The 24578-nt window shown below is 68.2% G+C and carries 14 protein-coding genes and 1 pseudogene; 6 read left to right on the top strand and 9 right to left on the bottom strand.

Going from position 1 to position 24578, the window contains the following annotated elements; genetic code table 11:
• Nucleotides 1-140: 140 nt before the first annotated feature.
• Both AC1DGD_RS09690 and AC1DGD_RS09685 read right to left on the bottom strand, forming a co-directional pair.
• Complete coding sequence (locus AC1DGD_RS09690) at nucleotides 141-3137, bottom strand: UPF0182 family membrane protein (protein ID WP_476856666.1); 2997 nt, start codon at nucleotides 3135-3137, stop codon at nucleotides 141-143.
• A 214-nt stretch (nucleotides 3138-3351) separates the two neighbouring features.
• Entirely contained in the window at nucleotides 3352-4500 is a 1149-nt protein-coding gene (locus tag AC1DGD_RS09685) for a YlbL family protein (RefSeq protein ID WP_476856665.1), read from the bottom strand.
• Nucleotides 4501-4757: 257 nt separating this feature from the next.
• Here AC1DGD_RS09685 and AC1DGD_RS09680 point away from each other — a divergent pair, with 257 nt between their 5' ends.
• On the top strand, nucleotides 4758-6248 hold the full coding sequence (locus AC1DGD_RS09680) for a zinc-dependent metalloprotease (RefSeq protein WP_476856664.1): 1491 nt from the start codon (nucleotides 4758-4760) through the stop codon (nucleotides 6246-6248).
• Nucleotides 6249-6255: 7 nt separating this feature from the next.
• Here the strand turns inward: AC1DGD_RS09680 and AC1DGD_RS09675 are convergent, their stop codons facing one another.
• The 3 genes from AC1DGD_RS09675 to nudC all read right to left on the bottom strand — a co-directional run bounded on the left by AC1DGD_RS09675 (nucleotide 6256) and on the right by nudC (nucleotide 10275).
• Nucleotides 6256-6900, bottom strand: coding sequence for a M48 metallopeptidase family protein (locus AC1DGD_RS09675; RefSeq protein ID WP_476856663.1), 645 nt, complete (start codon nucleotides 6898-6900; stop codon nucleotides 6256-6258).
• Complete coding sequence (locus AC1DGD_RS09670; protein WP_223913982.1) at nucleotides 6900-9002, bottom strand: ATP-dependent DNA helicase UvrD2; 2103 nt, start codon at nucleotides 9000-9002, stop codon at nucleotides 6900-6902. Before AC1DGD_RS09670 ends, AC1DGD_RS09675 begins: the two co-directional genes overlap by 1 nt.
• A 181-nt stretch (nucleotides 9003-9183) precedes the next feature.
• The gene (gene nudC, locus AC1DGD_RS09665; RefSeq protein WP_476856662.1) at nucleotides 9184-10275 is read right to left on the bottom strand and encodes an NAD(+) diphosphatase; all 1092 of its coding nucleotides are present in this window, start codon (nucleotides 10273-10275) and stop codon (nucleotides 9184-9186) included.
• Between the two features lie 187 nt (nucleotides 10276-10462).
• Here nudC and AC1DGD_RS09660 point away from each other — a divergent pair.
• Nucleotides 10463-11731, top strand: a pseudogene (locus AC1DGD_RS09660) (macrolide 2'-phosphotransferase); the annotation flags it as partial.
• Between the two features lie 377 nt (nucleotides 11732-12108).
• Here AC1DGD_RS09660 and AC1DGD_RS09655 read toward each other — a convergent pair.
• Genes AC1DGD_RS09655 through AC1DGD_RS09645 form a run of 3 tightly spaced genes read right to left on the bottom strand, consistent with a single transcriptional unit; the run spans nucleotide 12109 to nucleotide 19477 of the window.
• Nucleotides 12109-15684: an ATP-dependent helicase gene (locus AC1DGD_RS09655; RefSeq protein WP_476856661.1), complete on the bottom strand. Its 3576-nt coding sequence runs from the start codon at nucleotides 15682-15684 to the stop codon at nucleotides 12109-12111.
• The gene (locus AC1DGD_RS09650) at nucleotides 15681-19034 is read right to left on the bottom strand and encodes an ATP-dependent helicase (RefSeq protein WP_476856726.1); all 3354 of its coding nucleotides are present in this window, start codon (nucleotides 19032-19034) and stop codon (nucleotides 15681-15683) included. The genes AC1DGD_RS09655 and AC1DGD_RS09650 overlap by 4 nt, the downstream gene beginning before the upstream one ends.
• Nucleotides 19035-19060: 26 nt before the next feature.
• Complete coding sequence (locus tag AC1DGD_RS09645; RefSeq protein ID WP_476856660.1) at nucleotides 19061-19477, bottom strand: MGMT family protein; 417 nt, start codon at nucleotides 19475-19477, stop codon at nucleotides 19061-19063.
• 110 nt (nucleotides 19478-19587) lie between these two features.
• On the opposite strand from AC1DGD_RS09645, the gene AC1DGD_RS09640 reads away from it, so the two are divergent.
• From AC1DGD_RS09640 to AC1DGD_RS09625, 4 genes are all read left to right on the top strand, one after another.
• Nucleotides 19588-20298 carry a 3'-5' exonuclease gene (locus AC1DGD_RS09640; protein ID WP_028277186.1) on the top strand — a complete coding sequence of 237 codons (711 nt, stop codon included), beginning with the start codon at nucleotides 19588-19590 and terminating at the stop codon, nucleotides 20296-20298.
• Nucleotides 20299-20706: 408 nt separating this feature from the next.
• Nucleotides 20707-21642, top strand: coding sequence for an ABC transporter substrate-binding protein (locus AC1DGD_RS09635; RefSeq protein WP_223913927.1), 936 nt, complete (start codon nucleotides 20707-20709; stop codon nucleotides 21640-21642).
• Between the two features lie 3 nt (nucleotides 21643-21645).
• Nucleotides 21646-22410, top strand: a complete 765-nt coding sequence (locus AC1DGD_RS09630; protein WP_028277188.1) for an amino acid ABC transporter permease — start codon at nucleotides 21646-21648, stop codon at nucleotides 22408-22410.
• Entirely contained in the window at nucleotides 22407-23144 is a 738-nt protein-coding gene (locus AC1DGD_RS09625; protein ID WP_028277189.1) for an amino acid ABC transporter ATP-binding protein, read from the top strand. The genes AC1DGD_RS09630 and AC1DGD_RS09625 overlap by 4 nt, the downstream gene beginning before the upstream one ends.
• Before the next feature lie 79 nt (nucleotides 23145-23223).
• Here AC1DGD_RS09625 and hemL read toward each other — a convergent pair whose 3' ends face one another.
• Nucleotides 23224-24555, bottom strand: coding sequence for a glutamate-1-semialdehyde 2,1-aminomutase (gene hemL / locus AC1DGD_RS09620; protein WP_476856659.1), 1332 nt, complete (start codon nucleotides 24553-24555; stop codon nucleotides 23224-23226).
• Nucleotides 24556-24578 lie beyond the last annotated feature (23 nt).

The following is a 24578-nucleotide window of genomic DNA, read 5'->3' as shown; positions in this document are numbered from 1 at the left end:
CAGGGATGAAATCCGGTCCGGCTACGCCACAGGCCGGGTTTGCCCCTCCGTAGGGGCAAACCCGGCCTGTCGCACCGTTCACAGCCTGCGCCCGGCCCTCGCGCAGCGCGTAAGGACCTGCCAGGGTCAGCTGCGCAGCGTTAGCCGCCCGCCGTCGCCGACGGTGTGGGCGACGGTGTGGCGGTGCCCGCCGGCGCGGCCGGGGTTTCCAGCTTTGCTTCGGCCTCAAGTGCCTTTTGCAAGGCAGCGTTCAGCTTCTTTTGCTGCTCACCGTAGGTCGCGAAGTCGCCCTTCGCGAGGGCGTCCTGGCCGGCCTTGATCGCGGCATTGGCCTCGTCCAGCGCGGCCTTCAGGTCTGCCTTCGCGTCGGTAGTGCCGGGCGGCGGGGTGGCACCACCTGGCGTGGTGGGCGTGGCCGGTGTTTGTCCCTTGTTGGCCGAGTCACCTGCTGCGGCACCCGAATTTCCGCCGAAGAGCTGGTTCAGGGCCTCGTCCAGTGTGGGCGCGAACCCGATCTTGTCGCCGAACGCCACCAGGACCCGCTGCAGCGTCGGGTAGGAGGTCTCCCCCGTGGAGCGCAGATAGACCGGCTGGACGTACGCCATGCCGCCACCGACCGGCAGGGTCAGGAGGTTGCCGTTGAGCACCGCCGACGCACCCTGGCGCAACAGGTTAAGGGCCTGCGAAACGGTGGGGTCGGAGTTGAACTTGTTCTGCGCCTGGCCCGGTCCGGGGACCTGGGTCTCCGGCGGGATCTGCAAGAGCCTCAGCTGGCCGTAGCTGTCCGCTTTGACGCCCTTCTGGTTGCCGGCGTCGGAGTCCGCGGCCAGGAAGCCGTAGAGCACGTTGCGGGCGTTGCCGTTGACCACCTGCGGGATGAACGACGAGGTCAGCTGGAACGCCGGCTTGTCCTGGTCGGGCATCTTCAGCGACATGTAGTACGGCGGCTGTTTGACTTCGTCCTTGACGGTGGGGTCGTTGGGAACGGACCAGGCGTCAATGTTGGTGTAGAAGCTGTCCGGGTTGGTCACGTGGTAGCGGCCCAGAAGCTCGCGCTGGACCTTGAACAGGTCCTCCGGGTAGCGCACGTGGCTCATGAGCGCACCGGACATCTCCGAATACGGCTTCACCGACGTCGGGAAGATCTTCTGCCAGGCTTTCAGGACCGGATCCTGGTCGTCCCAGGCGTACAGCGTCACGGAGCCGTCATAGGCGTCCACGGTGGCCTTGACCGAGTTGCGGATGTAGTTCACCGAGCTGTTTGGCAGGGCTACTGTCCGGTTCGCGGCGGTCTGTGAGTCGGCCGTGGCGGCAGAGAGCTGCTCCTGCTGGGAGTACGGGAAGTACGGGCTGGTGGTGTACCCGTCCACGATCCATTTCACCCTGCCGTCGACGACGGCGGGGTACGGATTGCCGTCAACAGTCAGGTAGGGCGCCACCTTTTCGACGCGGTCCCGCGGGTTGCGGTCGTAGAGGATCTGGGACTCGGCGTTCACGCCGTCGGAAAGCAGCAGGTCCGAGGACTGGAACTTGATCGCGTAAAGGATCTTGTTGAAGAAGCTGCCCACGTTCGGCCCACCGTTGCCGGTGAAGGTGTACTGCGTCTCGCCGTCGCCTTCCTTGGCCGCGGGCCGGTCCTGCTCACGGTGCGGTGCACCGTCCGGGGCGCCCACGATCGAGTAGTCGGGCGAGTCCTGGCCGAAGTAGACGCGGGGCTGATAGGTCGAATCGTTGCCGAGCGCGCCGGTGGACGGGATGCCCGCCTGCAGGAAATCCGGCTTGCCGTCCACGGTGAACTTGTTGCCCTTGGCGGCGACGACGCCGTAGCCGTGGGTGTAGACAACGTGCCGGTTCAGCCAGGACTGCTGGTTCGTGGCGAGCCCGTCCGGGTTGAGTTCGCGGACGGCGATGACCGTGTCCTGGATCTTGCCGTCGATCTCGTAGCGGTCCACGTTCAGGGCGCTGGGGAACTGGTAGTAGGGCCGGTACTGTTCGAGCTGCGAGAACGCATCCGAGATCAGGTTCGGATCCAGCAGCCGGATGTTGGCGGTGGTCTGCGCATCGGGGGCCAGCGCGCCGGTGGTGGCGTTGGTGGTGGCGTTGTACCGCTTTTCCTGGACCTTATCCAGGCCGTAGGCGGCACGGGTCATCGCGATGTTCCGCTTGATGTATTCGTTTTCCAGCGTCTGCTCCGAGGGCCGGACCTGGAACTGCTGGATGACCCACGGGTAGACGCCGCCGGCCAGGATGGCCGTGATGATGAGCATGGCGGTGCCGATCACCGGCAGCCGCCACTTGCCGATGACCGCGGCGACGATGAACAGCACGGCGACGATGGCCGCGGCCACGGCCAGGATGGCCTTGGTCGGAATGACGGCGTTCACGTCCGTGTACAGCGCACCGGCCCAGCGCCCGCCGTTATTCTGCACCGTGGAGTAGCGGTCCAGCCAGAAGTTGAGGCCCATCAGCACCAGGAAGGCGGCGCCCGTGACAGCCAGGTGGATCTGTGCGGCGCGGCTGGTGAAGATCCCGCGTTCCATGATCCGGATGCTGCCGTAGAGGTAGTGGGTGAGGATGCCGGCAAGGCCAGCGATCACCGTGACGCTGATGAGGAACCCGGTGACGAAGCCGAGGAAGGGAAGAGTCATGAGGTAGAAGCTGATGTCGAGCCCGAACTGCGGATCGTTCTGGCCGAATGCCTCCTGGTTCAGGAACAGGAGGACTTTCTGCCACTGGCTGGCCGCGGCGCTGCCGGCGAACAGGCCAAAGAGGATGGGAAGCCCCACCATCACGACGCGGCGGATCGGTTCGAGCTGCGCCTGGTAGCGGTTGAGGTTGTCCCGGATTTCCGAATCGGGGGCGTATACCGGCCGCGCATGGTAGGCAATCCTGATGGCGAAGAAGACGGCCAGGAACATGACAGCGAAACCTGTCAGGAAGATCACGATCCTGGCCAGGTTCTCGGTCAGGAACACTTCGAAGTAGCCGAGCTGCTGGTACCAGAGGACATCCGTCCAGACATTGGCGAAGAAGATGAATCCGACCACGATCAGGGCCACGATGATCAGCGTCGGCGTCAGGGCGCCGCGTCGTGTCTGGGGTCTTCCGGGCGGGACAGTGCTGGCGGGACGGGACAAACTCGGTACCTCATAGCTGGTCGTCTACTGCTGGTTTTTAGTTATCAGTCGCTGCTGTGGCTCAGTCTGGCGACCAAGTGCCGGTGTTGCAGGTTGATGCATTCTAACGGCCGTCACCGCCGTTCCGTCAGGGCCCTGCAGCAGGGTCCCGGCGGGACGGCGCGGCCGTCAATTAGTGCCACGAGTGGGGACGGCGCTTAGTTCCGCGGCCAGTCTAGTTGTTGGTGCAGACCGGCAGTCCCGATGTGTCGCCGCCTGACGCGGCCAGTTCAACTGCCTTGCGGGCCTCGGTGAGGTTCTCGACCCGGACCACCTGCAGGCCGTCGGGGATGTGGCCCAGGACGTCTTCGCAGTTGGCCGCCGGGGCCAGGAACAGCGTGGCCCCGCCGGACCGCGCCCCCTGCATCTTCTGGGCGATCCCGCCGATGGGTCCTACGGCACCGTCCGGGGTGATGGTTCCGGTTCCGGCGACGTGCTTGCCGCCGGTCAGGTCCCCGGGAGTGACGGTGTCAATGATGCCAAGCGCGAACATCATGCCCGCACTGGGGCCACCGACCTTGTCGAGCGAGATGGTGACATCAAACGGGAAGGTGAACTTGTACTGCAGCAAGACGCCCAGGATGTAGCGGCCCGCACTGTTTTTGGCCGGCGTAATGGTGACTGGCACCCGGGCGCCGGCGCGTTCGACAATAACCTTGGCGGGCTTGCCGTTGCCGGCGGCCAGTTCCGCCTGGACCACGCCGAGCGCAGTGATGGGCTTGTCATTGATGGAGACAAGTTCGTCCCCTGCCTGCAACAGTCCTTTCGAGGCGGAGTCGTCCGGGAGCCCGGCCACCTGCATTTTCTGCCCGAACGGAATCTTCAGTTCCTTCAGTGCCGAGGCGATGGCGTTCTCCTGGGAGGTGGTCATCGCTGTGGCGCTCTCCTGCTGGGACTGTTCCTTGGTGACGCCGGTGGGGAAGAGCAGTTCCTGGGGGTAGACGGCCTTGGTCCCGTTCAGCCATGCCGAGAACGCCTCGAAGACGCTGACCGGACCGTTGGGACCGCCGTCGACATAGACAGTGGTCAGGTCAAGGCTGCCCTTGGCGGGAAACGACTCATGGCCGCTGACGCTGATCACCGGTTTGCCGTTGTCCTGGCCGATGGTGTTGAAGGTGGGGCCGGGAGACTCGATCACGTAGGGCACGGGCAGGCTCACCGCGGTGATGCCCAGTGCGGCGGCAAGCAGCCCCGAGACAAGCATGGCTGAAGACCGGTTGTTGCGCGGGCGCCGCACGCCGGCGCCAGCCAGTCGCGCCCACCTGCCCCGGGCAGGGTCGGCCGCTGGGTCGCTGGCGGGCTGCTCACCGTGGGTGATTGTCATTGAACGACCTCTCCGTGCCGGCACGAGGGGCTGCGGCCCTGCCAGGACAAGCCCGAGAGGACACCGCGACCACGCACCAGGGCCGCAGCCTAACCCGAGGCTGCCGCGTGCAAATATTCCAACTTCCAAGCCTACGCGCTTGGGACCCCGGACCGCTCTTTGCCTACAGCGAACGTGGCGCGGTTTCGGCAGACAGCCACTCTTGCACAGGGGTACCGTGAAGTTGAGAAGCAGCCACACCGACGATCGGCGGGATCATGACCTCCAACCCACTCAATCCGTCCAATGGCGACGAGGAGCCCAAGGATCCTTTGGCCGAAATGCTCAAAAACCTGATGGGCGGGCAGGGCATGGGCAATATCGACCCCGCCGAGCTCGCCAAGGCAGCAGGCCTCCCGGACGATCCAAACCTCCTGGCCCAGATGTTCTCCCAGGTGCAGGCGATGATGAGTGCCCCCTCGGAGGGGCCCGTCAATTGGCAGCTGGCACATGACAACGCCCGGCGCGTCGCCGCCAGCGGAACTGACCCCTCGGTCACGGCGCATCAGTCGCGGGAGGTCGATGAGGCCCTTCGGCTGGCCGAACTGTGGCTCGACCAGGTCACCGGGCTTCCGGCCACGGGACTGATCGGCCGGGCGTGGTCCCGCGCCGAATGGGTCGAGGAAACCCTTGGGACGTGGAAGCGGCTGACCGAGCCCGTGGCCAACAGCATTGCCAATGCGCTCTCGGCCGCCATGACCGAGCAGATGCCCGAGGAAATGAAGTCCATGATGGGCGGCGCCTCCTCGATGATCCAGAACATGGGCGGGGCGATCTTCGGCATGCAGCTCGGCCAGGCGATCGGCGCGCTGTCGGCCGAAGTGGTCAGCTCGACGGACATTGGCGTGCCCCTCGCAGACCTCGAAATGGCGCTCCTGCCGGCCAACGTGGCGAAATTCGGTGAGGGCCTCAGCCTGCCGGAAAACGACATCCGCCTGTTCCTGGCCGTGCGCGAAGCGGCACACGCCCGTCTCTTCGTCCAGGTCCCCTGGCTGCGCGGGCACCTGCTCGGCGCGATCGAGGCCTACGCCCGCGGCATCCACATCGACACGTCCAAGATCGAAGAACTGGCACGCGAGATCGATCCCAGCAACCCCGAGGCCATCCAGGAGGCGCTGTCGCAGGGAGTCTTCATGCCGCAACGCACTCCCGCCCAGGAGCAGGCCCTCGAAAAGCTGGAGACCGCGCTGGCCCTGGTGGAAGGCTGGGTGGACGAACTCACCTGGGGTGCAACCGAGAAGATGTTGCCGTCCGCGGCCGCGTTGCGCGAAACCGTCCGGCGGCGCCGGGCCACTGGGGGCCCCGCGGAGCACGCGTTCTCCTCCCTCGTGGGACTCGAACTGCGGCCGCGCCGGCTCCGCGAGGCCGCCACGCTGTGGGCCTTGCTCAAGGAAGAGCGTGGGGTCGACGGCCGCGACGCCGTTTGGCAGCATCCCGACCTGCTTCCCACGGCAGAGGACCTGGAAGATCCGCAAGGCTTCAGCGAACGCCGTAAACTCGCCGAAGCCAGCGACAGCGAAGTGGACGACGCCCTGCAGAAACTGCTTAGCGGAGGGTTCGACGAGCCGGCCGGCGCCGACGCCACGGACACCGAAGGCACGGCGGATTCAGAAGGCAAGGCGGATTCAGAGGGCACGGACGAACCGGCGGCCAAGGACGACGACCGTCAGGACGGCGGACCGGACGACGGCGGCACGCCCAAGGCCTAGCCGAACGCTAGTTGGCCCCGGCCGGGATTTCGGTTCCGTCCGGGGCTTCGTCGTATCCGCCGTCGGGCGCCAGGCCGCGTGAGGTCGCGAACGAGACCCCTTCCAGGAAGGCCTTGGCACGCTCAGTCTCCGGGTACGCCGTCAGCAACCGCCAGAAGGCGGCATCGTGGCCGGCCACCAGGAGGTGGGCCAGTTCGTGAAGCAGCACGTAGTCGATCACCCACTGCGGCATGGGCTGCAGCTTCGCCGAGAGCCGGATGGTCCCTTCGGACGGCGTCGCGGAACCCCAGCGCGAATTCTGGTTGGTGACCCAGCGGACCGAGGAGGGCACCGCCCTGCCGCCCAGGTACTTCGCCGACAGATCCGCGGCGTGGGCGGCAAGATCGGCATCGCTGCGGGGGCGGCGCCGGCCGGAACCCCGCGCCGCCCGGTCCCCCTGGCGCCGGAGTTTTTCCAGCATGCGATGGACCCACTCCCGTTCCTGCGCCCTGCTGAAGGACGCGGGGATGGCGACGACGGCGGTGCCGTCCTCCCAGAACGCGGCGACCGTGCGGCGTCGGCGCGCAGAGCGGCGGACCACTACCGGGGCACCGTCGGCGGTGGTCAGCGGTGTGGCCGCCGGACCTGAACCGGGCATCACTGAACCGGGCATCACTGAACCGTGCTTTCGGCCAGGACTGTCAGAACGGCCTCGCCGTACTTCTCCAGTTTGGATGGACCCACGCCGGCGAGTTTGGCCAACTGCTCCAGCGACTCGGGGCGCGCCTCGGCGATGGCGGTCAGGGTGGCATCGGTGAACACCACGAATGCCGGGACGTCCGCCTCAAGGGCCACGTCCTTCCGCCACTGCCTGAGCGCGTCGAACGTCTGTTCCTCGTAACTGGGGGGGCACTGGTTGCAGCGGCCCACCTTGCGCTCCGCGCCGCTGGAGAGCATGCTGCCGCAGACCCGGCAGGACGCCGGAACGGCCGCCTTCCGGCGCGGCGCCGGGCCCTTGCCCCGCAGGTGGGAGCTGGCCACCGAGTCGGGGCGCAGGCCGTCCAGGAAGCGCGAGGGCTTGCGGTTGGCGCGTCCGCCGGGTGTCCGGGCAGTGGACCAGGACAGGGACAGGTGTTCGCGGGCGCGGGTGATCCCGACGTACAGGAGCCGGCGTTCCTCGTCCACCGCTTCAGGAGTGTCCGCGAACGAGATCGGCACGAGGCCCTCACTCAGCCCGACCAGGAACACGGCGTCCCATTCCAGGCCCTTGGCGGCGTGCAGGGATGCCAGGGTAACGCCCTGCACAGTCGGCGCGTGCTGGGCCAGGGACCGTTCCTGGAGCTCGTTGACAAAGTCCGGGAGCGAGAACTGCGGGCCCCTGCTGATCACGAGTTCGTCGGCCAGCGCCACGAGGGCGGCCAGCGATTCCCAGCGCTCCCGGAGAGCGCCGCCGCTGTGCGGCGCCGCGTCCGTGTAGCCCAGGGAGGCGACGATGTCCCGGACCAGCTGCCCGAGCGGCTCGGGCGTGGCAGTTTCAGCCACCGCCCGGGTCGCGGCCCGGAGCTGCAGGATGGCGTCCCGGACCTCCTTCCGCGCGAAGAACCGCTCACCGCCGCGCAGCTGGTAGCCGATCCCCGCCGAGGCCAGCGCCTGTTCGTAGGCTTCGGACTGCCCGTTGGTGCGGAAGAGCACGGCGACCTGGCTCGCCGGTGTTCCGGCGTCGAGGAGTTCGCGGATCCGCGCGGCGACAGTGGCGGCCTCCGCCTCGTCATCCGAGCATTCGGTGAACCGCGGCACCGGGCCTGCCGGCCGCTGCGCCACCAGCTGCAAAGGCGTTGCCCAGGCGGCGTCCGCCACCGGGCCGCCGCTGCGCCGGCCGGCGAGGAGGTCGTTGGCGAGCCTGACGACCTGGGGCGTGGACCGGTAGTCCCGGATCAGCTTAACGACGTGGGCCTCGGGATACATCGCTTTGAACCCGAGCAGGTGCTTCGGGGAGGCGCCGGTGAAGGAGTAGATGGTCTGGCTGGCGTCGCCCACGACGCAGAGCTCGTCGCGTCCGCCGAGCCACAGCTCCAGGAGCCGCTGCTGCAGCGGCGAGACGTCCTGGTACTCGTCGACGACGAAGTGCCGGTACTGTTCCCGGACGGTCGCTGCCACCTTTGGGTCCTCCTGCAGGATCCCCACGGTGATCAGCAGCACGTCCTCGAAGTCGATGACGTTGCGGTCGGTCTTGACGTCCTCATAGGACTGGAAGACCCGTGCCACGGCCGTCAGGTCGAAGCCGCCCGGATTGCCCCGGCCCTGGGCGTTCTCCAGATAGTTCGCCGGGGTCAGCATGGATACCTTGGCCCACTCGATTTCGGAGGCGAGGTCCCGGATGGAGGCGCGGTCCGTGCTGAGCCGGAGCCGCCGCGCGGCCTCGGCAATCATCTGTGCCTTGTGGTCCAGCAGATTGGGCAGGGTGCCGCCGACAGCCTGCGGCCAGAAGAACTGCAACTGGCGCAGCGCCGCGGCGTGGAAGGTACGGGCCTGAACGTTGCCGACGCCGAGGTCACGGAGCCGGCTGCGCATCTCGGCGGCAGCCCGGGCCGTGAAGGTGACAGCGAGGAGCCGTTGCGGGCTGTACACCCCTGAGTGCACGCCGTAGGCGATCCGGTGCGTGATGGCGCGGGTCTTGCCGGTCCCGGCACCGGCCAGGACACACATGGGCCCCTGGAGGGTGCTGGCAACCTCGCGTTGCTCAGCGTCGAGGCCGCCGAGGATCCGTTCCTCCAGCGAACGGCCGTCAGGTTCCGGGGCATCGGCAGGCGGGGCATCGCCCGACGTCGTGCCGCCCGACGGTTCCCCGCCGGGGATGGTGCTGAAGTTCAATTTCTCTGTGGTCACTTTTGCTGCTCAGTCGGTAGTCGGTGTCCTGCGGATAGGGGCAGGCGGTGTCAGCCTGTATGGGGCAGTGTCAGGCGCTGTCCGCGGCGTCCTGAATGATGCCGCCGTACCAGTGTTCAATAAGGGACCGGGCGATGGAGAGCCTGCTGGAAATGACGATCTCGCCGCTGAGGACGGCGTCCTGCAGTTCGCTCCGGCTGAACCACCGTGCCCTGGTGACCTCGACGCCGTCGGGCCGGGCTTCGGTGTCCGGCGTGGTGGCCGTGAAGCCGAGCATTAGGGAGGCGGGAAACGGCCAGGACTGCGATCCAAGGTACTGGGACGCGGTGACGCGGACCCCGACTTCCTCGCTGATTTCGCGCTGCACGGCCTGTTCGAGCGACTCCCCCGGTTCGACGAAGCCGGCGAGGGTCGAATAGTTCCGGGCGTCGAGTGGGCCGCCTCCGCCCAACAGCAGTCTCCCGTCGGGGCCCACCACGGTGACGATGATGGCCGGATCCGTCCGGGGGAAGTGCTCGGAGTTATCGGCCGGGCAGCGCCGGACCCAGCCACCGGCTTCCGGCTGCGTGGGAGTGCCGCAGCGCGGGCAGTGAGTGTGGGTGGAATGCCAGTTGGCGATGGCGCTGGCTTCGATGAACAGCGCAGTGTCCGTGGCGTTCAGGCGTGCCGCGACTTCGCGGAAACCCACCCACTGCGCATCGCTCGGAACGCCGGCCACGTGAGCCTCGAATTCCTCGGCCTGGACTTCGAACTGAAGCGGGAGGACAAAGAGGACAAGCTCGGTGCCGGCGTCGAGGTCCGAACCGGCCAGGGCGGAACCGAGGTAAATCACGTGTTCGGGAGCGTACGGGGTGTTGGCCAGGTGCCCGGAGAGCTCGGCCGCGTTGAGGAGCACGAGGCTGTTGCCGCTGACGAGGGCCTGCCTGCCGGAGAGCACCACGGCCTGCGCCGCGCCTGAACCGACCAGCTCCGCGAGCATTCCGGGTTTCACCCGCGCGGCGGATCCGCGGTCGATCAGGGCCGGGCGCACGGGAAGGACCGTCTCCATGAGGTGGTTTGCCGGCAGGAGATGCAGCGGCGGCGCCGCACCGTCGGATGCCGGGGATTCGGAGGGTGTTTGCTGTGATGCCGATGAAGATGCCGCTGACTCCGCAAGACTCATACACCCACCGTACTGACTCGGGCAGACAATTGACATTTGCCGACCATGCCGCCGGGCGCTCCACAGCATGTGCGGGACAAGCCGCCTGCCCCGGATTCAGCGCCTATTTCCCTCCGATTTGTCCCCGATCTCAAGACTCGCCGGAGTGCATCGCCGACTTGGGCGCCGCTCAATCTACCGTGGAAGGGTGAGAAGGAAACCAATCGAACTGGCAGCTGTAGCAACGGCGGCGGTACCCGGCCTGACCCCGACCGCCGTCAGCTCTGCGCCCGACGATCCGGCGGACTTCGACGCGGCCCTCCTGCTGGACTCTGAGGGCAAGCGTTGGCGCGTCCGCTCCCCCCGGCATGCCGAAGCGAGCGCCCGGCTGGAAACCGAATTCCTGGTGCTGCGTGCGTTCGCTCCCGGCATCCGGGCCGAGCTCCCGTTCCTCATGCCCACAGTGGCGGGAACGGTCCGGCAAGGCCAGCTCAGCACGTTTGTCTATTCGCACCTGGCCGGCGCCACCCGCTCCCTGGACGAGCTCAGCAACGGCTCTCCCGCGCTGGCCCGCGAAATCGGGGCGGCCCTGGCCGCGATCCATGACCTCCCACGGTCAATCGTGAGCAACGCCGATCTGCCCAGCTACACGCCCAACGAATTCCGCCAGCGGCGCCTCAATGAACTGGACCAGGCGGCCACGACCGGAAAAATCCCGCCGCTGCTGCTGCGGCGCTGGGAACACGCCATGGAAGACGTCTCGCTCTGGCGCTTCAATCCCTGCGTCGTTCACGGCGACCTCCACGAGGACAACCTGCTGGTCGAGGGTGAGCGTGTGACCGCAGTGACAGGCTGGACCGACCTGCGCATCGGTGACCCGGCGGACGACATGGCCTGGCTGGTCGCCTCCAACGAACAGGACTTTGTGAATGCGGTCCTGGATCACTACACCTCCAGCCGGCGCGACGCGCCCGATGCGCACCTGTTGCGGCGGGCCGCGCTCTCCGCCGAATTCGCCCTGGCGCAGTATCTGGTCAAGGGCATGGCCGCCGGCAACCAGGAAATGATCGACGAGGCGGAATCCATGCTCGCCACACTGGCCGAGGACGTGGCCGAACACGGCGGCCAGCCGATCAGCGTGGAACCGCTGCCGCAGCCGGTCGCGGCACCCGAACCCGGCACCGAACAAGCCATTGCCGACGCCGGTGCTCATGTCGATGCGCCGACGGTCCCGGCCGCGCCGGCCCCAGCGGCCAACGGGACGGCGCCCGCCGTCAGCAAGGTCACGCTGCTGCCTATGGAGCCGGTCACGGGCAGCGCTCCGGCTGATGATGCCACTGCCGGCATCAGTGCCAGGCCCGCTGTGCACGTCACGCCTATCCCCCGCGAAACGGGGGCTGACGAACCGGCGGCTGTCCCCCAGCCCATCGCAGACACAACCGCAGCCGCAGCCGCAGCCGCTGAAGCAGGCGACCAGGCAAGCGCCGAGCCGGGCGCCGGTAAGGCCGCAGGTGCGTCCGCCGACATCACCGCAATCCCCGGCGCCGCCAAGTCCTCCGAGCCCTCCAGCGCTGATGCCGCGCTGGACGGCGCCCCGCAGGCGGCGGCCCCCGACCCGGACTCCGGGAAGGTCAGTGAGGCCGGTGACAGCGACGCCGGGGCCGCGGTTCCAGCCGGTACCGACACATCGACGCAATCGATCGCCGTCGTCCAGCCCGGGTCCGGTGACAACACGTCAACCGCCGCGATCACGGTGGTCGACTCCGCGTCCCGCTAGCGCCGGCTGCCGGCCGGTTCAGGTGTACTGCCCCGCCCGGATCGTTCGGCGGGCTTTCTCCGGCCGGCTGACATCCGCTAGGCGCCGCTGTGCGTCGCTGTCCTCCCTAGCGCCGCCGACACGATTTCCTCAAGCTTTTCCGCTGATCCGAGGTCATGGGGGCGGACCACCTGGTTGTCGGCCACGTAATAGAAAGCGGCCCGGACGTCCTCCAACGGGACCCCCTTGAGCCGGGCCCAGGCCAGCCGGTAGACGGCGAGCTGGACTGCCTTGACCTTCAGTTGGGCCGCCGAGGGGCGGCGGCCGGTCTTCCAGTCCACAAGATCCCAGCGGCCGTCGGCGTCGCGGAACACGGCGTCGATCCTGCCCCGGACCACGACGTCGCCGATCCGTGTCTCGACCGGGACCTCGACGTGGGCGGGGGCGCGGTGGGCCCACTCGGACTGACGGAAAGTCTCCACCATGGAATCCAGGCCGTAGGCCTCGTCGATGTGGTCGTCAGCGCCGGCTGCCTCACCCAGGTCCAGCATCCCGGCGGCGCCGAAGTATTCCTCCACCCAGGCGTGGAAGGCCGTGCCCTTGCGCGCCGACATCCCCGGTTCGCGCGGGATCGGCCTGCGCAGGCGGGCCACAACGGAGCCTGGGTCATCTTCCAGGTCCACGAGAGTCGACGCCGAGATGTGCCCGGGCAGATGCACATCCTGGACCACCGAACGCCGGGAGCGGCGTTCCAGCAAAGTGGCCGCCTCCTGCGCCCACCCGGCGGCGGGACCGCGCAGGATGGGACGTTTTCCGGCGTCCGCGCCATCCGGGCCGGATGCCATTGCCTGCAGGACACGGGCCGCTGCGGATTCCATGGCCGCCCGCCGGCCCGGGACAAGCCGTAGCCGTTTTCCCGTCCGGGGGTCATGCGGGCCCTCCAGCGGATCATAGGGCCAGGCGGCGACTTCGAGTTCAGAGGTCAGGGGGCTTTCGGCCGGCAGCGCGTCCTCGCTGACGGACAGCGGATGGATTTCGGCCGCGCCGTCGGCGGTGAGGCCCTCGAGCCCGGCAAGGAAGGGAGACATCTCCGCCAAACCGGCCCGGGACCCCACCCACGCGGCACTCGATAGCCAGAGCACGTGTTTGGCACGGGTGTACGCCACGTAGGCCAGGCGCCGTTCCTCGGCCTCGCCGTGCGCCTGGACGGCCGACTTGAACTCCTTCTCGGCGTCAAGCCAGCCTTTTTGGTCCGGCTGGTCCAGGTCCCACTGGGGCAAATCGGTGCGATCGCCGCGCAACGGCCACGGCAGTGCCGCACTGCCGCTGCTCCACCGCGAGTCGCGGCTGCTGGGGAACGCCCCGGAATTGAGCCCGGGAACGAACACGACATCCCATTCCAGCCCCTTGGAGGCATGCACGGTCAGCAGCTGGACGGCTTCGTGGTTCACCTCCGGCGCTGCGGCATCCAGACCGTTTTCCTCGGCCGCCGCAGCTTCCAGCCATGCGAGGAACGCCAGGACATCTACCCGCTGGGAGGTGTGCAGGAACCCGGCCGCCGCGTCCTGGAAGGCGTCCAGGTTGCGGCGGGCCTGATGGATGCTGATCCCGGGCCGGGCCGCAACTTCGATGTCCAGGAGCATCGCCCGTTCGACCTCCCCGAGCAAAGTGGTGAGGTCGTCCCCCATGTAGCTGCGCAACTGCCGGAGCTCGTCCGAGAGCCGCTGCAGACGGTCCCGGGCCTCCGGGCTCAGTCTGCGTCCGTGCGCCGAGGTCCAGCCGTCGCGGGGCAGCCAGTCCAGGGCCTCGACCAGGCTGGCGGCGTCCGTGATGTCGCCTTCGATCACAGCGTCATCCAGCGCGTCCTCGGCGGCACGCCCGTCATCCTCGGCACCCTGTCCGGCGTCGCCGGCCTCCAGGCCGCCGGGGCGACCCCGACGGCGGGCCAGGAAACTCGACCAGTCCCGCAGGGCCATCAGGTCCGCCGGGCCGATCCGCCACCGCGCGCCGGCCAGCAGGCGCATGAGGGAGTCCGAGCGGCCCGGGTCGGCCAGGACCCGGAGCGTAGCGACAAGATCGATGATTTCCGGCGTGTCCAACAGCCCGCCGAGCCCAACGATTTCATAGGGAATACCCCGGACTTCGAACTCGCGGCGAATGCATTCCATCTGTGCCCGGCGCCGGCACAGGACAGCCATGGCCGGCGGAACCGGGTCGGCGGAGTGCGCGGCGTCGAAGTCTGTCACGCGAAATTTCAGCACGTCGCCTGCGATCGCCGCGGCCTCGGCTTCGTCCGTGGCGAACCGTCCCATCACCACCCTGCCGTCCACCGCGGCCGGGCTGGGCTGCAGTGGCGGGACCTCGACGGCGTCGGCGCTTTCCCGGGCCCCGGCGGCCCCGAGGTTCGCCGCCGCTTTGCTCAGCGGCGCCGAAATGAGGTTGGCCGTGGCCAGGATGTTGCGTCCGTTGCGCCACGCTGTAGTCAAGTAGGAGGTGGGCGCCACGGCAAAGCGCCGGGCCTGCCCGCTGCCCCGATCCCCCTCGCCGCCGTGGGCGGTGCCGGTGACTTCGCTGCTGACGAGGATCGGGAATTCGCGGACGAAATGGAAGAGTTGCCCGGCGGACGCTCCCCGAAATCCGTAGATGGACTGGTTCGGATCCCCCACCGCGGTAACCGCATGGCCGTCGCCGAAGAGCCGGGAGAACAGCACCAACTGGGCGTGCGAGGTGTCCTGGAACTCATCGAGAAGCACCACCTTGTAACGCTGGCGCTCTGTTTGGGCGGCGACCGGAATCTCACTGGCCACCCGCGCCGCCAGGGCCACCAGGTCACCGAAGTCCAGGGCGCCGCGGGCGCGCTTCGCCTCGGAATAGCGGCCCACCATGTCCGCGACGCTGGCCCGCGTGCGAAGCATCGCGCTGAGCTCGCCCGCAGCCTGGGTGGGGTTCTTCTTGGCTTCTGCGACATACGGGAGCGACTCGAACGCGGCGACCCGCTCCAAGAGCCAGCCGCGGACCTGGGCCGGGTCCTGCAAATGCTCGGAGCACTCTCCCGCCAGCTGGATCACGGCCTTGACGAGCGTTGATTTGGCGGACCGGAAGTGTTCGTAGTCCCCGTCAAAGGCTTCCACCACCTCGCTGGCGAGCTGGAACGACTGGGCGCCGCCGAGCAGCACGACGTCGCGTTCGACGCCGAGGCGGAGACCGTAGTCGGACACAATGCCGCTCGCATACGAGTGGTATGTCGAGACCTTGGGTTCGAGCGCATCCGCGCTCAGCAGCCCGGCAGGGAAGAGCGTGTTCCCGGTGTCGGCCGCCGCGATGCGCGCCAGCGCGGCCAGCTTGGCCCGGATCCGCGAGGCGAGTTCACCGGCGGCCTTGCGGGTGAAGGTGACGCCGAGGACTTCCTCCGGCCGGACCCAGCCGTTGGCGACGAGCCACACTACCCGGTCCGCCATGGTGGCGGTCTTCCCCGAGCCCGCCCCGGCGATCACGAGCCGCGGCGTGAGGGGCGAGGAAATGATCAGGGACTGTTCGGCCGTGGGGCTGTTCCCCTCCCCCAGCAGTGCCGACAGCTCTTCCGGGCTGAACCGCGGCTCAGGAAGGGGCTCGGGGAGGGGAGCCGGTGCCGGATGCGGGTCGGTCGGGCCGCTTGCCGGCGCCTCGGGGCTCATTCAGTAACCTGCTTTCCCCGCACGCACAGCGGGCACACTTCAGGAAGCCGGCAGCCGTGGCCGCCGTGGCCTCCCTTGGACGGATCGTGGCGGGCCTGGAAAACGCTGCCGGACATCACGCGGGCGGCGTCGCCGACCATCTCCAGTGCCCAGTTGTCCTGCGGATCCAGCGGTGCCTGGGCCTGGATGCCGGGGCTCTTGGTGGTGGTGCCCAGCTGGGCCAGGACGGCGCCGCCCGGCAGCGGCGGCGGACCGTCGTCGGGACCCGCGAAGCCGCCGGCCAGCACGGCGGCCTGGTAGGCACCGAGCTGCGGGTGCCGGTCCAGATCCGCTTTGCCGGGCTGGCGTTTGCCGGTCTTGAGGTCGATGATCACCAGCCGGCCCTCGCCGTCGATCTCCAGCCGGTCGACCTGGCCCCTGAGCACGGCGGGCCGCGCAGGACCGGCGCTTCCGCCCTCGCCCGGATCGGATCCGGCGTGTGTGGAAGCGGCCTCCGCCGGAACGTCCGGCAGCTTCACCTCAAAGTCCTGTTCGACGCCGATCAGGCTCCGGCCCTCGCTGCGCATCACGAGGACATACTGGGCGAGCTTGCGGACCATGGACTCGGCTCGCTGGAAGTCCAGTTTGCCTTCCCAGTTGTCCTTCATCCCCAGCGTGGGCCAGCGCCGGACGAGTTCGGCGACATACTCGCTTCCCGAGGCGTCCGGGAGGTCCTGCGCAATGGCGTGGACCAGCGTTCCGAGGCTGCGGGCAAAATCGGTGGCGGCTTCACCGCCTGCGGCTTGGATAAACCAGTCCAGCGGAGATTTCTGCACGGTTTCGACCTTCGAGGGCGACACGAACACGGTACCGCCCGGCGGAACCACCGCCTCCTCCGAGGACAACTCCGCCAGCCCCCACCAGCTCGCGGGGTGCGCGCCCGGAACCGGCGGCTGGGCCGTGGCCAGGCCCCCCAGGACGGCCGCGGCTTCCGCCGATTCGGCCGCCCTCGGGTCGAGCTGGGCGTACTGCCGCAGTTCCGCGACCAGCGCCCGGAGGGTCAGCGGACGCTCGACCGGGGTAAAGCCCCGGCGGTCCTGCCCGGGCCGCAACGGCGCCACATAGTCCAGGAACGAGGACGGCTGCTCGTCCTCCGAGGACACCGCCGTGCAGATCAGCACCTCCCGGGCGCGGGAGACTGCCGTGGAAAAGCTCCGGAGCTCGTCATAGCGTATTTCGCGCAGCCGGCTCTGCGGATCCAGTCGCAGGGCATACTCCACGCCGTGTTCGACGGCGTCGGCCAACAACGTGCTGCCGAGCAGCTCGCCGCGCAACCGGGTGTTGGGCCACACGCCTTCCTGAAGTCCGGGCACAATGACCACCGGCCATTCGCGGCCGGCCGCGCTGGCAGGGGTCATGAGCTCCACCGCGTCTTCCAGCTGCGCCCGGGCGGCCAGGGTATCCATGGGAAGTTCCTGGCTGAGCAGGTATTCAAGGAACTGCTCCGGGCCGGAACCCGGCAGCTGGTCCACAAAGCGTTCCGCGGTATGGAACAGCGCCATCATGGCATCAAGGTCACGGTCGGCCCGGGCACCGGCTGAGCCTCCGGCGAGGGCGGCGTCGGTCCAGCGGGAGGCCAGGCCGGTGGAATGCCAGAGCGCCCAGAGCACCGTCTCGGCGTTGCCTCCGGGGGCACCGGCGGCGTCCCGGCCCGCTGCGATCATCCGGGCAATCCGGCGGGCCGAGTGCCCCTCGATGCCCAGCGTTGCGAGCGCTCCCGGCTCCAGCAGGGCTTCGACCAGGAGCGCGTCGCTGGTGCGCCCGCCGCCGCCCAGGAGTTCCTCCCGGCGCAGCGACTGCCGCAGCCTCCGCAGTTCAATCGCGGTGGCGCCGCCTATCCGGGACGTCAGCAAGGACACCGCTGACTCGGGTGTGAGCACGGCAGGGTCCAGGGCCACCGCATAGGCATCGAGAAGCGGACGGACCGCCACCTCGTCCCGGACGGCGGATTCGGCGACGGGAATCCGGACCGGGATCCCCTGGCCGGCCAGGTACCGCTGCAACTGGCTGAGCTGGCCGCCGTTGCGCACGATCACGGCGATGTCCCCGAGTTCCCGGGCGTCGTTCAGCTGGGCTTCGAGGATCCGCTGGGCCACATACCGCAGCTCGTGGACCGGGGAGGGCAGCAGGTGGGCCTCGACCGTCCCCGCGCGGGCGCCGGCGGCTCTGTCCGGTGTCGGGACTGGTTGCCCGTCCGGCGCCGGCACCGGCCCGGGCTGTTCGAGCCGGCGGGCGGACTGCCCGCCGGACCTGCGGGAGATGCGCCCGGCCACTGACAGCCATGCCTCCGCCACTGCCGGGTCCTGCCGATGCGCCGTCCACAGGGGCCGTTCCAGGATCGTCCCGTCAGGTGCCAGGAGGCCGGGAAGCTCCGCCACGAGATCGGGGCGTGCCCCGCGGAAGCCCTGAACCACGGTGTCCGGCGAGGCGGTGATGATGGCATCCTTGCCGGCGGCGATGTCGGCAAGCAATTCGAAGACCGCCGGGTTCGCCTCCTGGATGTCATCCACGAGAATCAGCTGCAGGCGGTCGCGTTCGGCGGCGAGGAAATCGGGTGAGTCCTGGAAGATCTGGCGCGCGGCAGTGATGATGCCGGCGGGGTCGAAGGCCTCGGGCATGCGCAGGTCCAGGACATCGCGGTATTCGGAGTACAGGGCGGCCGCCGGAATCCAGTCCGGCCGGTTGCACTGCCGGGCCAAGGCCACAAGGTCCTCGGCGGTCCGCCCGGATTCGATGATCCGGTCAAAGAGCTGGCGCACTTCCTGCCGGAAACCGCGGGTCTGCAGAGCGGCACCCAGGTCCTCGGGCCAGGGCAGCTCGAGGCCGGGCAGCGCATGGCCCTCCAGCAGTTCCTTGATGATCAGGTCCTGTTCCGGGCCGGAGAGCAGCTTCGGCTGGCGCGGAAGCGGCAGGAGGCCTTCGGCCTTGGCACGGCGGATCAGATCGAAGGCATATGACGCCCAGGTCCGTGCCGGCGTCGTGCTCAGGCTCCGGTCCAGGCGGGCCGTGAACCGGTCGCGGAGCGTATCCGCGGCGAGCCGCCCGGGAGCCAGGATGAGCATCCGCTCCGGATCCAGACCATCGCGCAGGGTGCGGCGGACGGCAGCCTCGACAAGGACCGTCGACTTGCCGGTGCCGGGCGCGCCGGGCACCAGGACGGGGCCGGAGCCGGGCGGGACCTCGACGGCGGCAAGCTGGTCCGGTGACAGCACCGGCACCGCGCTGTGCTGGGTCCGGGGCGGCAACAGGCGCAGCCCCGCTCCCGTTGCGCGCCCCGCCCCGGGAAGGGGACGGGACCCGGACCGCTGCAGGCTTGGTTCAAGGTGGCTGGGGGTACTCACACAGTCATTTCATCATCGGGTACCGACAATTTATGCGACTCCCGCTCGAGCCGCTCCGCGATGGCATCGATCCGGTCGAAATCGGCGTCGGTGGGCGTCCACCGGCCGGAGGCCAGGTCAACACGCCAGCGCCCCTCGCCGGTCCGGCGGAAGTCCTCGTAGCGGCCCAGAAGCGGCGTCCCCTCCTGCAGATAAAGGCCCAATGCCTCGTGCTCCAGGCCGGGCGGGGCGTCTCCGCTGGATTTCAGGACACGCCACCAGGGCACGCTGCTGCCATAGTGGCTCATGACCGATCCGACCTGGCGCGGGCCGCCGGCGCCGAGGAGTTCCGCAACGTCGCCGTAGGCCACCGCCGTGCCGGCCGGGATCAACGCCACGAGCTCCAGCACCGCCTCCACATACTCCGTCCGCATCGGTCCAGCCTAGCCGTTCCGGACTCCGGAACAGCGCCGGGACGGCAGGCGGAGGCGGCACGCCGCCACCCCGGTCAGGAACTGTCAGTGGCAGCAGGTAGCGTTGAAGCATGAGCACTTGGAACACCCTCCCCCGCGCAGCCTTCGACCTCGAAACCACCGGGCGGAACTCCCGCGCGGCGCGGATTGTCACAGCATCCATCACCGTGGTGGACTCCGACGGCGGGATTGTCCAGGAACACGAGTGGCTCGCGGACCCCGGGGTTGAGATTCCCACCGAGGCCAGCGACATCCACGGCGTCACCACCGAGAAGGCCCGCAGCGAAGGCCGCCCCGCCGCGGAAGTGACGCGGGAGGTCGCCGCCGTGCTCCAGGAGCTTTTCGACACGGGTGTGCCGGTCATCGCCTTCAACGCCAGCTACGACTTCACGGTGCTCGCCGCCGAGTCTGCCCGCTACGGCGTCCCTCAGTTGAGCCGCTTCCCCGTGCTGGATCCGTACGTCATGAACAAACAGGTGGACCGCTACCGCAAGGGCAAGCGCACGCTCACCGCCTTGTGCGAGGAGTACGGCGTCAATCTGGACAACGCGCATACCTCCGCGGCCGATGCCCTGGCAACCCTTCGGATGCTCGATGCCATGGCCGGAAAATTCCCAAAGCTCAGGATGCCGGCGGGCAACCTGCACCAGCTCCAGGTCGAATGGGCCTCTGCCCAGGCCGCGGACTTCCAAAGCTACCTGCGCAAGACGAAGCCGGCCGCCGTGATCGAAGGCGACTGGCCCGTCCTGCCTCCCGAGGACGCCAGCCGGGGCGACTTCTAGGATTTCCGGACGCTGGGATTCCGGACGCTGGGCCCCGGCGCGGGAGCACTTCTTAAAACGAAACGTTCGCCGGCGGAACGGCTTAACTAGTCCCCCGCTGCGCGCAAATCCAGTGATTGCGACGGAGGTCACACGGCCCGGGGCTTCCACTTGCCGCCCGCTCCGGCGCCGATGATTCCGCGCCACCCCGCCAGCACTATCAGGATCAGCGCCGATCACGCACGATCCCGAAGATAGTTCGCAGAACGCACACATCATCTCTGATTTGTTCGGATTGAATGGGCGCCCACGTCGGATGACACAATTATCTTTCGCGGCGTGTCTGCTCCACCCGGCGCCCAAGCCAGCGGCCGGGGGCCCGATGAGCCTCCCGCGACCCACTGAATTTCAGACGAAAGTGATTGCGTGATGAAAAGCAAAGCCTTGAAGTGGCTGACCACCGTTCCCGTGGCCATCGCCGTGGCGGTTTCCCTTGCAGCCTGCGGCGGCGGTTCGGCCCAGTCAACGGCGTCACCGACGGATGCCCTCCAGGGCAGCGACCAGAAGTCCCTGGACAAATACACGACCAAGGACGTCACTCCCCTGGACCAGATTGACAAGTCAAAGCTCGGCCTGATCAGCGACGGAACCCTGACTGTGGGCACCCTTTCGGACGCCCCGCCGAACATCTACATCGACAAGTCGGGCAAGTTCACCGGCTACGACAACGAGCTCCTGCGCGCCATTGCGGACAAGCTGGGCCTCAAGGTGGAGTTCAAGGCGACCGGCTTCGCCTCGCTGCTCGCCCAGGTTCAGAACAAGCAGTTCGACCTCGGGTCCTCCTCGATCTCCACCACTGACGCGCGCCGCAAGACCGTGGGTTTCACCAACGGTTACGACTTCGGCTACATGGCCGTGGTCGCCAAGAAGGACTCCAACATCAAGGGGTTCAAGGACCTGACCAAGGACACCCGCATCGCCGTGGTCCAGGGCACGGTGCAGGATGACTACGTCACCAACACCCTCCAAATCGAGCCCGTCCGCTTCGAGGACTACAACACCGCGTATGCCAACTTGAAGAACGGCCAGGTCGACGCCTGGGTCGCTCCGTCCCAGCAGGCTACCGGCCAGGTCAAGGAAGGCGACGGCACGGTCATCGCCGAGTCGGTTGTAAACACCCAGAACTTCACCGCGTACGCCGTGAACAAGGAAAACCAGCCGCTCATCGACGCGCTGAACTCCGGCCTCGACGCCGTGATTGCCGACGGCACCTGGTCCAAGCTGACCAAGGAATGGTACCCGGACCGCGAGACCCCGGCCACGTGGTCCCCGGGCTCCAAGGCTGTCACCGTTCCGAAGTCCTAGTCCATGGATGCACTCGATCAACTCGTAAAGACCTTCTTTGACTGGGAGGCGATGGCAGCCGTCCTGCCGAACATGATTATGTTCGGCCTGCCCAACACCCTGATCCTGGCGGTTTCCTCGGGCGTGCTCGGGTGCATCCTGGGCATGGTCCTGGCCGTCATGGGCACGTCCCGCCTGACGCCGCTGCGGTGGCTCTCCCGGATCTACACGGACATCTTCCGCGGCGTTCCGGCTATTGTCATCATCCTCCTCATCGGCCTCGGGCTCGGACCCATAGTCCGGGTAGCGACCGGATCCACGAACCCGTTCCCGCTGGCCATCTTCGCCCTGACGCTCATGGCGGCGGCCTACATCGGCGAGATCTTCCGCTCGGGCATCCAGAGCGTGGAAAAGGGCCAGCTGGAGGCGTCCCGGGCCCTGGGCTTCAGCTATGGCTCGTCTATGCGCCTCGTGGTGATTCCACAGGGCGTCCGGCGCGTGCTCCCGGCCCTGGTCAACCAGTTCATCGCGCTGATCAAGGACTCGTCCCTGATCTATCTGCTGGGCCTGATCGCCAGCCAGCGCGAGATCTTCCGGATCGGTAACGACGCCGCCGCCAATACGGGAAACCTCTCGCCACTGGTTGCCGCCGCGTTCATGTACCTCATCCTGACCGTTCCGCTCACCCACTTGGTCAACTACATCGACAAGCGTCTGCGCACCGGCCGTCCGGAGAAGCGTCAGCCTGACGACGCCGCGGCCTTGATCGGGAAGGGAGCACAGCCATGAGCGAATTCGCCTCCGGCTCGCTGACCGGCAAGAACCTGCACTTGTCCTTCGGCACGAACCATGTCCTCCGCGGCATCGACCTTCATGTCGAGAAGGGCACCACTGCCTCGGTGATCGGGCCCTCCGGCTCAGGAAAATCGACGCTGCTGCGTGTCATGAACCGTCTGATCGAACCGGACCAGGGCGACATCCTGCTCGATGGCCGCTCGGTCCTGAAGGACAACCCGGACGAGCTGCGCCAGCGGATCGGCATGGTGTTCCAGCAGTTCAACCTGTTCCCGCACAAGACCGTGGTGGACAACGTCTCGCTGGCGCTGCGGAAGCTGCGCAAGCTGCCGGCGGAGCAGGCCCGGGCCGAGGCACTCGAGCAGCTCGACCTGGTGGGGCTCAAACACAAGGCCGACGCGCGTCCTGCCAACCTCTCCGGCGGCCAGCAGCAGCGTGTCGCCATTGCCCGCGCCCTGGCCATGAAGCCGGAGGTGATGTTCTTCGATGAGGCCACCTCCGCCCTCGACCCCGAGCTCGTCAAGGGTGTGCTGGCGCTGATGGCCGACCTCGCCAAGGGCGGCATGACCATGGTGGTGGTGACCCACGAGATGGGCTTCTCCCGCAATGTCTCGGACACCGTGACGTTCATGGACGCCGGCGTCGTCGTCGAGTCCGGTCCCCCGGAACAGATCTTTACCAGCCCGCGGACCGAGCGGCTGCAGGGGTTCCTCGCGGACGTTCTGTAGTTCGCTCCAGCGTCACGGCAGCTTAAATGACTGATGGCACCCGCAGTGGCGGGTGCCATCAGTCATTTAAGGGCTGAGGCTACGGCTTGGCGCCGGCCGCCGCCTTCGCCGCGGCTGGCAGTGCGTCGAAGATCCGGTTCATCGCGGCGTCGTCGTGCGCGGCGGAGAGGAACCAGGCCTCGAAGACCGACGGCGGCAGGTAGACGCCGGAGTCCAGCATGGAGTGGAAGAACGGGGCGTAGCGGTACACTTCCTGGCCCTGGGCGTCCTCGTAGTTGTGGACACCCCGGGCGCCCGTGCCGAAGGCCACGGAGAACAGGTTGCCTGCGCGCTGGATGGAGTGGTCCACGCCGGCCGCATCGAGTGCGGAGGACAGCGCCGCGGAGAGTTCCAGCGAGCGGGCATCCACGAACGAATAGACCTCGGGGGTGGCGTGCGTGAGGGTCGCGACCCCGGCGGCCATGGCCACCGGGTTACCGCTCAGAGTCCCGGCCTGGTAGACCGGGCCCAGCGGCGCCAGGTAGTCCATGACCTCCGCGCGTCCGGCGAGAGCCGCCGTCGGCATGCCGCCGCCAATCACCTTCCCAAATGTCAGCAGGTCCGGGGTCCACGGCTGGGCGGCACCGGCGGCGCCGCCGGTGAGGCCCCAGTAGCCGGAGTAGCCGGTGCGGAAGCCGGTCAGGACCTCGTCGAGGATCAGCAGGGCACCGTGTTCGCGGGTAATCCGGGAGAGGCCGGCGTTGAAGCCGTCGCCGGGGGCGACCACGCCCATGTTGGCGGGAGCGGCTTCGGTGATGACGGCGGCAATGCTGTCACCGTGCTTGGCGAAGGCGGCTTCGACGGCGCCGAGGTCGTTGTAGGGCAGCACGAGCGTCTCGGCGGCGGTCGCGGCGGTGACCCCGGCCGAGCCGGGCAGCGCGAGGGTCGCCAGGCCGGAGCCTGCGGCGGCGAGGAGGCCGTCGAGGTGGCCGTGGTAGCAGCCGGCGAACTTGATGATCAGATTGCGGCCGGTGAAGCCGCGGGCGAGCCGGACGGCCGTCATGGTCGCCTCGGTGCCGGTGGAGACCATCCGGACGCGCTCGGCGGCCGGGACGCGCTCCTTGACGATTGCGGCAAGGTTGGCCTCGTCCGGCGTGGAGGCACCGAAGGAGAGACCGCGGTCGACGGCGGCGTGCACGGCCGCCAGGACCTCCGGGTGGGCGTGCCCCAGCAGCGCCGGGCCCCAGGAGCAGACGAGGTCGACGTAGTCGGCACCGTCGGCGTCGGTCAGGTAGGCACCCTTGGCGGACACCATGAACCGCGGCGTCCCGCCCACGGAGCCGAAGGCGCGCACGGGCGAGTTCACGCCGCCCGGCATCAGCTGGCGGGCACGGTTAAAGAGTTCCTCGTTGCGAGGCATGCTGGAAGTCATGGTTTCTATTCTTTCAGTTCGCG

The sequence above is a fragment of the Arthrobacter sp. 05T45 genome (assembly GCF_056395875.1).
This window is presented reverse-complemented; position numbering and strand designations above follow the sequence as displayed.